Source organism: Enterococcus sp. S183_ASV_20 (assembly GCF_018919685.1).
Taxonomy (GTDB): domain Bacteria; phylum Bacillota; class Bacilli; order Lactobacillales; family Enterococcaceae; genus Enterococcus; species Enterococcus faecalis.
Genome location: NZ_JAHLRI010000066.1, coordinates 1 through 12,362 on the forward strand (window position 1 = coordinate 1; position 12,362 = coordinate 12,362).

Below are 12,362 nucleotides of genomic sequence, written 5' to 3' on the forward strand. Positions count from 1 at the left end.
CTACTAATTGTTGTAATAAATACAGCGGATCGTGAATGGAACCTTCAATTTGATCTAACGGGCCAAAAATACCTTCCCAATAGCTTCGCTTACGGACTTTTAATAATTCCCCAAAACTAGTGGATGATAAACTAACTGCCCCAGACAAAGAAGCAACGGCTGCAAAAGATTCTGGTTTCGCTAATCCTAATTTCAAGGCGCCATAACCACCCATTGACAAACCAGCGGCAAAGGTTTTTTCTCGTTTTGTACTTAACTGTGGAAAGAGTTGATGACAAATTTTCGGTAATTCTTCTGAGATAAACGTCCAATAGTTCATATCGTATTGCGTGTCCGTATACCAAGCTAAATACGTGGACGGCATAATGACAGCAATCCCCAAATCAGCGACATACCGCTCAATAGAGGTTCTGCGAGCCCAGACGCTGTGATTTCCTCCCATCCCATGTAATAAATACAACACGGGAATATCTGTTAATGCTGCTTGGGTACTTGTGCCCACTTTTTTTACCGTTTCTTGTGGTAAAATTACGTTCACATTCATTTCCATTTCCAATACATTTGAATAAATATTTGCTTGTAAAAAGGCCATCTACTTTTCCCTCCAATACTCTTTCTATTAGTGTACCACTAAACCTTCGCTCGTTGCGCTTTTGCGAAAATATTTAACAAAAGAGCGACAACAACTAAGCCCGCACCGACTAAGTAAACATTATGCAGACCTGCATAGAGGATACCGCGTAATGGTTTTAACAACGCAGCTGGAATTAAATTTGCAGTATGTGGATTCACTAATTGATTCATGACATCTGCATCGACGTTTAACGCGCTCGCTTCCAATTTCGCAAACATTCCTGCATTTAAAATCACACCAAAAATTGACACCATCACAGTCTGCCCAATTGTACGCACCAACGTATTAAACGATGTTGCAACCCCCATTTTTTCAGGCTCCACTGTACTTTGTGCTGTCACCGTAGTCGTTGTGATAGTAATCCCAAAACCAACTCCTAAGACAGAAGACACTACAAAGAAAAGCCAAAACGGAACGGCCATTGGCATTACCACTAAAAAGATGGCCCCGACTAATAGAATCGATAACCCAATCGTTAAGACTTTTTTCATAGCATATTTTTCCATAAAGCTACTTGCTATAAATGATCCAGCCATCCAAAGTAACGACATAGGCGCTAAAACTAAGCCACCAATTCCTGCACTTTTTCCTAAGACACCTTGCATCCACATCGGAATGTAGACATCAATCCCCATTAAGAAACCGCTAATAAGCGCTGCAATAAGATTTACTAAAACAAACGTTGGTTGATTAAATAAATGCAAATCAATCACTGGGTCTTGCGCGCGTTTTTCTATCATCACAAACGCTACAAAAAAGAGCACACTCAAACTCAAACAACCAAATGTTACTAATGTAAAACCATTATCGCTAATCATTTGAAAACCTAGCAATAACGTTAGCAGCACGGCCATCAAAGTAACGCTGCCCAAAATATCCATTGGCATCTTGGTCCGTTCCCGCTTTGGTTCAACTAAGAAAATACTAATCAAGCCCAATAAAACAAGTCCAATAGGAACATTAATGAAGAAAATCCAATGCCAACCGACTGTATCTACAATAAAACCACCTGCTAACGGACCAAAAATACTAGCAATTCCCCAGGCGGCACTGTTTAAACCTAAAATTTTCGCTCGCTTGTCCAATGAATACATATCGGCAATAATGGTTAACGCAACTGGTAAAATTGCGCCTGCCCCCACACCTTGAATTGCGCGGGCAATAATTAAAGTCAACATATCTTGAGCAAAGCCACACAACGAGGAGCCCAAAATAAAAATGATAATGCCAATCATGAAGACAGGTTTACGACCAATTTTATCCGCAAGTTTCCCATAAATCGGTGTTAACATCGCATTCGTTAATAAATAAATTGAAAATACCCAGTTCATAATTTCCATGCCATGTAACGAGCCGACAATCGTTGGCATCGCAGTAGACACAATGGTCCCTTCAATGGCTGTCATAAATGTTGCCACAAAAACACTCACCGTGACTAACTTAACATTTGTTTCTTTTGCCATTTGTTCACATCCTTTTCTATTCAATTGTCAATTTTCTAAATTGCTCCATAGCTATTCTATACAAAAAAGAACAAAATGTCTTAAAAAAATGCTTTTTCATAAAAAAATTATTACAAAAAAAAAACAAGAAGTCAGCCAAGTATTGGCTGACTTCTTGTTTTTTTTATTTAATTATTCAGCTAAACTAGCTTTTAACGCTTCAACTTTATCTGTTTGTTCCCAAGGTAAATCAATATCTGTTCGACCAAAATGACCATAAGCCGCAGTTTGTTTATAAATTGGGCGACGTAAATCTAGCATTTCAATAATACCTGCTGGACGTAAATCAAAGTTTTTACGAACTGCTTCGATTAATTTACTTTCTGGAAGAGCACTCGTACCAAACGTATTAATAGAAATAGACACTGGTTGCGCCACACCAATTGCATAAGCTAATTGGACTTCTACTTTTTTCGCCAAACCAGCAGCAACAATGTTTTTCGCGATATAACGCGCAGCATAACTAGCAGAGCGGTCAACTTTGGTTGCATCTTTTCCAGAAAAAGCACCGCCGCCATGACGAGCATAACCGCCATAAGTATCAACGATAATTTTACGACCAGTTAAGCCGGCATCTCCTTGAGGGCCACCGATTACAAAGCGACCAGTTGGGTTGATAAAGTATTTTGTTTCATCATCTAAAAGTTCATGAGGAATCACCTCATTGATTACTTGTTCTTTAATATCTTTTTCGATTTGTTCTAAGGTTGTTTCATCATCATGTTGTGTACTGATGACAATCGTATCCACACGTTGTGGTTGACCTTGCTCATCATATTCCACTGTTACTTGAGATTTTGCATCAGGACGTAAGTAAGGTAAGACTTTTTCCTTCCGCAATTCTGCTAAACGGCGAACCAAACGATGACTTAACGCGATCGGTAATGGCATTAATTCTGGTGTTTCGTCAACGGCAAAACCAAACATTAAGCCTTGGTCACCAGCGCCAATATCGTCTTTTTCATCTTGATCACGCACTTCTAAGGCTGCGTCAACCCCTTGAGCGATATCAGGTGATTGCTCATCGATTGCTACAAGAACTGCGACAGTCTCTCCATCAAATCCATATTTTGCTCGTGTATAACCAATATCTTTCACAGTTTGACGAACAATTTTTTGGATATCTACATAAGCTGTTGTAGAAATTTCTCCAAATACTAGGACTAAACCAGTTGTTACGGATGTTTCACATGCCACGCGGGCCATCGGATCTTTCTCCAAAATCGCATCTAAAATTGCATCACTGACTTGGTCAGCTACCTTATCTGGATGTCCTTCTGAAACGGATTCTGATGTAAATAAATGTCTTTCTGTCATAATGTTATTCCCCCTAAATAGTTTCGGTTACAAGGCATCTTTAGTAAGTAACGACAATTACTTGCTAAATCCTTTCGGGAACTTGTAACAAAAACAGTATACCAGATATCTAAAAAAAAAGCTTAGGTTTTCAAGAAAATCATTAAATTACCTATATTTGCTTTTCCTATAACAAAAAACTTCCAGCCCCTTTCATCTGAGCTGGAAGTTTCTTGCTACTGTAAAATTTTCTCCGCGATAAAGTGTGTATATTGCTCGCCACCTGCCACATTTGGATGAACTCGGTCATCATAAAACCAATCATCATGGTCGTTACTATAATTAAACCAGTCAATGACCGTTAAGTTATCGTATTTTTTGTCCATTTGACTAAGTAAACTATTCACTTGATTTTGCCATCTTCTAGTTGGGACGCGAACATTAATCCAATAAACTTTTCGATTACCTAACGCTTTCATAAATTCATCAAATTGTGCCTCTGTAAAAGGACCATTCGTACCTAAACTCACTAAAACAGTATCTTTGAGCATTTTCTTTTTGTCTAGTTCACCAATTAGTGAAATGCTACTATACAATTGACGGCCCACTTCCCCATCGATAATCATTTTAGGAAAAATATCTTGTAACCCGCTAGCACCATCTAGAATAACAGAATCACCAATAGTTGTGATTTCTAAATTCTGCGCTTTTTTTACTTGCTCTGGTGTGAGTTGTGTGGGTAGAACGTCTTGGCTTTCACTCGGTTTTGTACTACTTTCTGTGGACGTGCTACTATTTTTCGTGCCACTTTCTTGGACTTCTTTTTTACGTTCTTCAATTTTTTGCTGATTTTTCGCAATATTTTTTTCTAGTTGCTCTTGTTGCGCACTTTTAGCGTTTGCTGGAGCCACAATTAAACCGAATACTGCAATCACGCTAATCACTGTCATAAAGGCCATTGTCCCTTTTTCACGAAGGTCCCACGGTTTCCGTAAGAACTCAGTGAATTGAGTCCAGACATCCTTATAAGACAATCGTGTCAGTGGATGTTCGATAAAACGATAAGACAATTCGCTCACGACTAAAATTAATGCTATTTCAACCAATGAATGTAGAAAAACATGGTCCGATAAGGTCTTAATTTTGGCCTCATAAAAAATCATGATTGGGAATTGATACAAGTAAATGCCATAACTCCGTTTACCTATCCACGTAAAGACTGGATTCGTTAACCAACGATTCATATCTGCCCCTGGATGTGCAGTGACGGCCACTAAGACAGTGGCTGCCAAACTGATTAAAAACATGCCGCCATAATAAACAAAATTTGTATGATCTGATAATGTTAAAAAGGCTAATACTAAAAGAACTAAGGCACTTAACCCAGCGCCATTTAAGATTTTTTTAGAGGCTTCTGGAATTTCTTCTTTCAAACGTGTGCTTGGCCAAACATACGCCAATGCACTACCTAGTAAAATAGAAAAAACACGTGTGTCTGTTCCATAATAGACACGTGTAGGATCTGCGCCAGGAACATATAAAACGGCCATCAGTGTCACCGAAATTAAGGCGCCGATTAAAACTAAACTGAAAATTCGACCGCGCTTACGAACAAAGCGTTCCAGAAGAATAAAAAGTAATGGCCAAATTAAATAATTTTGCGCTTCAACTGCCAATGACCAAATATGTACAAATGGCGATTGTGTCGCAAATCCATCAAAATAAGAAAACCCTTTAAAAATTTGCCACCAGTTGTTGTAATAAAAAACACTACTAGCGACAACGCTGCGAATATTGTTTAATAAATCCTGCTGAAAGAGTGTAATATAACTAACTGCACTTAAAAGCATCACAATTAATGCTGGATACAGCCGTTTCATCCTTCGCACATAAAATCCTTTTAAATCAATGGTCTGATTTTCTGCCCATTCTTGCCGCAACAAGTCGTTAATAAGATAACCTGAAACAACAAAGAAAATCGGAACACCTAAGTAGCCACCTCGCATGACTTGGGGAAAAAGGTGATACAAAATCACGCCAATTACAGCGATCGTCCGAATGCCATCAAAACCTGTAATATAGCGTTTTTTCTTGCTATTTGCTGTCTGATTCATTTGTGCTTTCCAACTTTTCTATAAAATTATTCTTTTCCTTTATTTAAAGAAGCAAGTAACTTTAATATACGTTTTTTCCTAGGAAATGGCAAGCAAACTTTGCCTCCTTTAGGCTTTTTTTACAATTCAAAAAACCAACATTTTTTAAATCACAAAAAAACAACCAAAGCTTATGAAAATCACTCATAAGCTTTGGTTGTTTACTCATATCGTTTTCGTTTAGATGAAGATGGAATCCCTAAGGCTTCACGATATTTTGCTACCGTTCGCCGGGATATTTCCATGCCTGAATCTTTTAATCGCTCGACTAATTTTTGATCAGATAACGGTTTACTTTTTACTTCTTGATCAATTAATTTTTGTAGTTGCTTTTTAACCATTGTTGTTGAGACATCCTCGCCATCTTCTTCTGATGAAAGAATACTTGTGGAGAAGAATGAGCGCAATTCAAAGACGCCAAACGTGGTTTCTAGATATTTTCCATTGACCGCACGACTAACTGTCGATTCATGAATAGACAAAGCATCCGCAATTTCTTTTAAAGTCATTGGTTTTAATGGCCGATCTGCTTCTAAAAAGAAGGCTTCTTGACGGCGCACAATTTCTTGCCCTACACGTAAAATTGTATCCCCCCGCTGATTCACTGCGCGCTCTAACCATTCAAATTCGTTTTTCTTATCCTTAATATATTCTTGGACTTCTTTGTCGTCAGTCTCTTGCATTCGTTTGAAATAATTTTCTTGAAAATTTAATGTCGGTCGACCGGCTTTGTTGGAAATCACCACTATTCGATCTTCCTTGATTCGGACAGTTAAATCTGGTCGAATATACAATTCCTCGGTCGCATCAAAAATATTCCCTGGCGCTGGCGATAACGTTTGTATATAATCAAAAATCAATTGAATTTCTGCTAATTCAATCCCAAATTTTTTAGCTAACGGGCCCCATTTACGACTCACTAAGGCATCAAACTCTTCCTCCAATAAAATATACGCTAAATTAGGCGCGGTATCGTCTCGTTCTGTTTGTAGCATCAAACATTCTTGTAAATTGCGTGCCCCCACACCTGCTGGATCTAGCTGTTGTAACAAAGTTAATGCATCTAGCATTTGAATGGCGCTTGCTTCGGTTTTCTCTGCCGCTTCTTCTAACGAAATCTTTAAATAACCATTCACGTCTATATATTCTACTAAAAACAATACCAATGTTCGCAAGTATGTATCGCGGTAATTCAAATGAATTTGATCAATTAAAGACTCAAATAATGATAAATGATAGTCTGGAATTTGATTCATATAATTATTTTCTTCGTCTTGGTTGGTGTAAGAACGACTAGTTATCGGAAAATCTGTGGTGTACTGCGTGTCTACTTGTAAATCAATTAATGGATTCTCTAGTGCTTTCGCTTCAACAAAGGCAGCCAGTTCTTCCGTATTAAATTGTAAAATTTGAATGGATTGTTGAAGCTGTTGAGTCATGGCCAACTTCTGGACTTGTTTTTGTTGTTGGGACATTCGTTGCTCAAATTTCATTATTTTCGTCCTCCCTCTTGTAATTTTTGTCAATATCAGCTAAACTAGTATTCGTGCCGCGCCCTTAGTGTAGTGGATATCACGTAAGATTCCGGTTCTTGAGACGGGGGTTCGATTCCCTCAGGGCGCGTTATTTAAATATGTTGATTTATCAACGTTTCTGGACACTCTTTATTCATCTAAAGAGTGTTTTTTTCTTGTTTAGGAATGATTTTTCTATCCGTATTTTTTTCAAATGTTGCTTGTGGCAAGCTCAATCGCACTTAACGCGACAACATTTGTTCTGCTTCAGCTACAAATCCAATAAGGTTAAAATTCCTCCGTTCCTATTGTAACGCATAACGTTTCCTTTTTCTATCTGCTAAACAAAGTATTACGACAAGCAAACACCTGCTTCTCTCTTAAAGATCCCTTTCTGATTATATAGTAAATTGCTTTTAATTTGTTAATTATTTTACCTAAAACTTAATACCCTAATTAAATAAAGAACCTGATAATTGGCGGGAACAGAACCGTTCAGCTCCGACCTCTAAAATACTTAATTAGAAATATGCTACCAGCAATCACACCAATTATGATTACTAGCCAAAATAATCCACTTACAAGTAACAGCTCAGTTAAGGTCGTCTTCAGATTCTCCTCCTTTAAATGGCCTCTGCTTTGTTTTGCTATGTAATTAATGGCGAGATCAGACAACAGCTATCAAAAAAACGGACCAACACGTGGTCCGTTTTCATTCATTATTAAGCTTTTACGATGTTCGTTGCTTGTAAGCCGCGTGGACCTTCTTCAGTATCAAAAGTTACTGCTTGGCCTTCGTCTAAAGTTTTAAATCCATCTGATTGAATAGCTGAAAAATGTGCAAATACATCATTGCCATCTTCACCTGTAATAAATCCAAAACCTTTGTCTGCGTTAAACCATTTTACTGTACCGTTGTTCATATATATTTCCTCCTAGTGCATAAAAATATGCAAGTTATTGCAAAAAATGTTGAGTGGCAAAAGGAGAAGTATAGTTTTTAAATATATAACTCAAATTACTTATCAAAATTGATTACTTAATTACTATAACATATTTATTAGGAATAAACAATGCCCACGACTTTTCCTTGGACTTTCTAAAATAATCAAAGATGCGCTTGACAAAGCCCTAGCAAAAGACACTCCTATTCTTTCTATTTCCAGTTAGTTTTGTTTAACTTTAAATAATCACTACGCGCTAAATAATCAAATAGCGGAGCTAATCCTGGTGAAAAATTTACTTCCTCAAACCGCTTAATAAATTGTACGCCTTTAATTTTATTTGGTTCGTTCAGAGTAACTTTTCCTTGGACTTGTTTAGCAAAATAAAAATGTCCTTGCCAAACGATTGAATCAAAAACGAGTGGTCCAGTAAAAATTTCTTCAAGTTCAGTAATTTCCACTGCTAACTCTTCTTTCATTTCACGAATCGCACATTCCAGCGCTGATTCGCCAAGTTCTTGTTTTCCGCCAGGGAAATTCCATGTGTCTGGCCGATCTTTTAAGATAAGAATTTCATCATACTGATTTTTAAGAAGTACTCGCGAAAATTCTTTTTTCATTTCGTTTAACCCTTTTCTTCATTTTTTATTGAGAAGCCACACTTGGCAGCATAAAAATATAATGCAAAATACGATCCGCATACGATGGATTTTTTTCAAAGTCATTGACTTCTTCATTGACTAACTCCAAATCATCGGTAATCACTCCAGCGACATCCATAAAGAGCATTTTACTTAATACCTCTGAGTCATTAACTGTCCAAGCATAAACTGCTTTTTTCTGTTGATCAGCTTTTAAAATGAAGGTATCGTTCAACGTGGTAGCTTCCATTGTATACAAATCAGCTTGTGTTTCTGGAAAAGTGAAATTATAGGGCAAAATAAAACTAACTTTTACTTTTGATTTGGCTTTTTTAAACGCTTTGATCACATTGTAGTCGAGAGATTGAACCTGATGGTTATTCTTTATCAAAGGACGTTCATATTTTTCAATAAAGTTAGATAGCGCACCTTGACTATCTTGTTTAGACGTTTTAATTTCTACTAGTAATTTTTGTTTGGCTTGGTTTGCTTTCGCTAAATAATCATCAAAACTGGCAATTGGTGCTTCTTGGCCATTTTCTTTAACGGTCATTTTTGTTAATTCAGCCAACGTAAATTCTTGTGGCGTGCCATCGACGCCGGCGAGTTCTTGAAGGTTTGCATCATGCATCACAACAAATTGATGGTCTTTGGTTTCTTGAACATCCATTTCAATATAATCTGGTTTAAATTTAATGGTTCTTTCCATAGCAGGAATAGTATTTTGTACGCCATTACTATTGGTGACCCCTCGATGCGAAATAATCAAAGGTTTTGATTCTAATAGCCCTGTTAAGTAAACAGCGTTGAAAATTATATAGCCGCCAAAAATGGTGAATAGTCCTAGGCCCATTCCGATAGTCACTAATTTATTACGTTTCGTTTCTTTGTCAAAGGCAACTTTTGTCGTCGTTTCTGCTAGAACATTTAATTGTGTATATAAGAAATTAATCAGTAATACTGAAAGCCAAGCATTAGAGACAAACTGTAAAAATTGGACAACCGTTAAATTTAAAATACCACCTAGCAAACTAATGGTATCGCTCAAGGTATCTAACTTCAACTGTAGAAGATAAAGTAACACATAAATAACATACGTTGAAACAAATACCGCGATCGTCACAAATGCAATATTACAAATAATGAACCATAATCGTTTGTTTGTCATTGACCAACTAGCCTTAACTGCCTCGCCCGCTTTTTTTCTCTCCAGAATCATTAATGGAAGCGTGTAAATGAAACGAATAGCTAAATACCAGACTAATAACCCAAAGGCCAGTAACCCAACCAAGTAAGGAATTCGTTGGGACAAAAATTCAACAATAAAATCTGGAATCACAAATTTCGTCAATAGATTACTTTGGAAAATAAGGTTACCAAAAGGGACAATGACAACAAAATAACCGAAAAAGAATAACCACGAACGGGCACCTTGCTTTTTAAGAACCTTAAAAGATGCCTTGGTAACTCCTTTAAAATGAAAGCGATGGTCTTGCCGTATTTGAAAAATCCCTAATAATAAAAAGGTAAACTGATAAAAAACTGCACCTAAAAAAAGTAACAACAAGAGAATTAATAACACCAGAGCAAGCGGCTTTTCTAACAATAAATTCAGGTTATTAAACGAAAGATAAGGAATACCTTGAGTTTTTAGTGCGTTGGAAGTAGCCCAACTAAAAGCCCCACCCACCAATAATAATAAGACATTTAAAGTAAAAAATAACCATAAGTACTGCAAGATGTCTTTAAAAAATTGCCTTGTTCCATTTTTAAATGTTTGCCAAGCAGACATACAAACTCCTCTATTCTAAAAGTATCTGATTAAAGTTCTTCCATACGAATCCTAAATAAAACAACGGCAATCCAAATTGAAATAAATGATGGCAAAATAACAATAATGATTGCGACTGGCTCATCAATAGTCCCTTGTAACGTATTTTTTACTTCTGAAGAAACAATAAACTGATCAAAAATCACTTGATAAATAGTAACATAAATCAATACCCATTGAATATAATATTCAATTATTTTCATTAAAGCGATGGGTAAAACAATTTTTTTCGTCGTTAAATTCAATAAAAAATATAACAAAAGACTCGTACTGATGATAACGACTATCCCTAAAAGAAATAACGACTCTAACCGCTGCCCTATTACGTTTGCAACGCCTATTGTTAATAATAAATACATAGCTACCGAAATTAAGATGCTCACACTTAGCATAACAGAAAACAAAAGTAATGCCTTAAGAAAAAGCCACTTATCAACTCTTTTATTTCCAATCAATAAACCTAAAAGAATCACCGACAAAAGTAAAATCAATTCAATCATTCGTTCCTCCTCCCAAAACAAATGAAAACAAATTCATATGTTCGCGTTTATTTTATCAAACTAAAATGTATTTGTAAAATATTTCACATGTTATTTAATAAACGACTATTACTAGAAAAAAGACAAGCCAAGTTTCCTTTATTTAGGAAACTTGGCTTGTCTTTTTATTCTTTTTACTTCGTTATTTTTTGATAGTTTGCGAATAATTGATTCGCATCTCCTTCTCCATCAATTTTCTTGAGATGGCCGTTATCTATTTTAAACATAGATGGCACATGTAAAACTTTATTTTCTCGGATAAATGTTGACCATTCCTTCATGGTCTCTTTGTTGGTTAATTCTACATAGTAAACCTGTTTAGGTGCTTGTAATAGTTTCTCGAAATCCTGACAATCTGAACAGTTTTTCTTTTTTAAAACAACATAAAATGTTTCGCCAGAGTGTTTTTTTTTCTTGATACTCATTGAAACTTAATTCCTTTTTATGCGGAATAAATGTAAAACCTACCAACAAACTAAGTAACAAAATTAACAGACTGAACGAAATTTTTTTATTCATGTTTTTTCTTCCTTTTTAGTTTGTCTAATTTTTTCTTTTTTTATTTTTTGTTACGCCAAAGCTAATAGCCACTATAAGGACAATTAAACCTGCGATCATGTAAAGTGGATTTACTGTTGAATTAGTCATTGGTAAATGAATTCCTTTACTTGCTGATTTTCCAAAATTGACTGGGTTCGTTGGCGCTTGATGATTTGTAGGCGTCAACGGTTTCTTCGGTTTTAGCGGTTGTTTAGGTTCAGTTTTTTTTGGATCTTCTGGCGTTGGTGCAGGCGGTGTTACGGTTGGCTTGTTGGAATGCAACACGTCACCTTCGTTGCCAAAGTTTAAGTCGGCTTGGTTGGGAATGCCACCTTGTTCAATATAAGGTGCTAATTCTTCATCCGTTGCGTCAGCTTTAATTTTGGTTGTAATGGTCATGGTATAGATATGTCCAGCTAAGTATGAGTAGCTGTCATCTTTTTTGTTCATAGTAAAGGTTACTTTGTTATTTTCTTGCGTTACTATGCCGTTGGCTGTAACATCTTTACCATTTTCATCAGTAACTTTCACGTCTGCAATGTCTAACACTTTATTAATGTCATCCACCATGCTAGCTTGGGTCCACGTGCTTGTTTCGTTGCCAAAGGCTGTTTTGACGTTCCATTTAAATTCTTGGTCACGATTAGTTAAGTCTAAATGTTCTTGGCCTTCGATATCTTTTGTAATCGTTGGATCTTCTGGCGTTGGTGCAGGCGGTGTTACGGTTGGCTTGTTGGAATGTAACACGTCACCTTCGTTGCCAAAGTT

At 36.5% G+C, this 12,362-nt stretch carries 10 protein-coding genes, 1 tRNA gene, 1 pseudogene and 1 riboswitch; of the genes and pseudogenes, 1 reads left to right on the forward strand and 11 read right to left on the reverse strand.

What is annotated here, in order from left to right; all coding sequences use genetic code 11:
* The 5 genes from KQI94_RS13725 to rpoN form a co-directional block, all read right to left on the reverse strand.
* Positions 1 to 592, reverse strand: a 592-nt coding sequence (locus tag KQI94_RS13725; protein ID WP_216454524.1) for an alpha/beta hydrolase family protein, incomplete at its 3' end; no start/stop codon positions are given.
* 38 nt (positions 593 to 630) lie between these two features.
* Positions 631 to 2,097, reverse strand: coding sequence for an MDR family MFS transporter (locus KQI94_RS13730; RefSeq protein ID WP_002364774.1), 1,467 nt, complete (start codon positions 2,095 to 2,097; stop codon positions 631 to 633).
* A gap of 171 nt (positions 2,098 to 2,268) precedes the next feature.
* Positions 2,269 to 3,453: a methionine adenosyltransferase gene (gene metK / locus KQI94_RS13735; RefSeq protein WP_002368060.1), complete on the reverse strand. Its 1,185-nt coding sequence runs from the start codon at positions 3,451 to 3,453 to the stop codon at positions 2,269 to 2,271.
* A riboswitch (SMK box riboswitch) is annotated at positions 3,451 to 3,546 on the reverse strand. It overlaps the preceding gene by 3 nt.
* 122 nt (positions 3,547 to 3,668) lie before the next feature.
* Positions 3,669 to 5,546: an acyltransferase family protein gene (locus KQI94_RS13740; RefSeq protein WP_002368059.1), complete on the reverse strand. Its 1,878-nt coding sequence runs from the start codon at positions 5,544 to 5,546 to the stop codon at positions 3,669 to 3,671.
* Positions 5,547 to 5,746: 200 nt separating this feature from the next.
* Positions 5,747 to 7,078, reverse strand: coding sequence for an RNA polymerase factor sigma-54 (gene rpoN, locus KQI94_RS13745; RefSeq protein WP_002384972.1), 1,332 nt, complete (start codon positions 7,076 to 7,078; stop codon positions 5,747 to 5,749).
* Positions 7,079 to 7,136: 58 nt separating this feature from the next.
* Here rpoN and KQI94_RS13750 point away from each other — a divergent pair.
* Positions 7,137 to 7,208, forward strand: a tRNA-Arg gene (locus tag KQI94_RS13750).
* Between the two features lie 613 nt (positions 7,209 to 7,821).
* Here the strand turns inward: KQI94_RS13750 and KQI94_RS13755 are convergent.
* The 6 genes and pseudogenes from KQI94_RS13755 to KQI94_RS13780 form a co-directional block, all read right to left on the reverse strand.
* Positions 7,822 to 8,022, reverse strand: coding sequence for a cold-shock protein (locus tag KQI94_RS13755; protein WP_002355647.1), 201 nt, complete (start codon positions 8,020 to 8,022; stop codon positions 7,822 to 7,824).
* A gap of 233 nt (positions 8,023 to 8,255) precedes the next feature.
* Entirely contained in the window at positions 8,256 to 8,663 is a 408-nt protein-coding gene (locus KQI94_RS13760) for an NUDIX hydrolase (protein WP_002384969.1), read from the reverse strand.
* Positions 8,664 to 8,688: 25 nt separating this feature from the next.
* A complete protein-coding gene (locus tag KQI94_RS13765) occupies positions 8,689 to 10,476 on the reverse strand; it encodes a glycerophosphodiester phosphodiesterase (protein ID WP_216454526.1) in 1,788 nt (595 codons plus the stop codon).
* Between the two features lie 29 nt (positions 10,477 to 10,505).
* Complete coding sequence (locus tag KQI94_RS13770; RefSeq protein WP_002358746.1) at positions 10,506 to 11,015, reverse strand: hypothetical protein; 510 nt, start codon at positions 11,013 to 11,015, stop codon at positions 10,506 to 10,508.
* A 173-nt stretch (positions 11,016 to 11,188) separates the two neighbouring features.
* A pseudogene (locus KQI94_RS13775) lies at positions 11,189 to 11,573 on the reverse strand (bacteriocin).
* A gap of 24 nt (positions 11,574 to 11,597) precedes the next feature.
* On the reverse strand, positions 11,598 to 12,362 hold a 765-nt coding region (locus tag KQI94_RS13780), incomplete at its 5' end, for an isopeptide-forming domain-containing fimbrial protein (protein ID WP_216454528.1).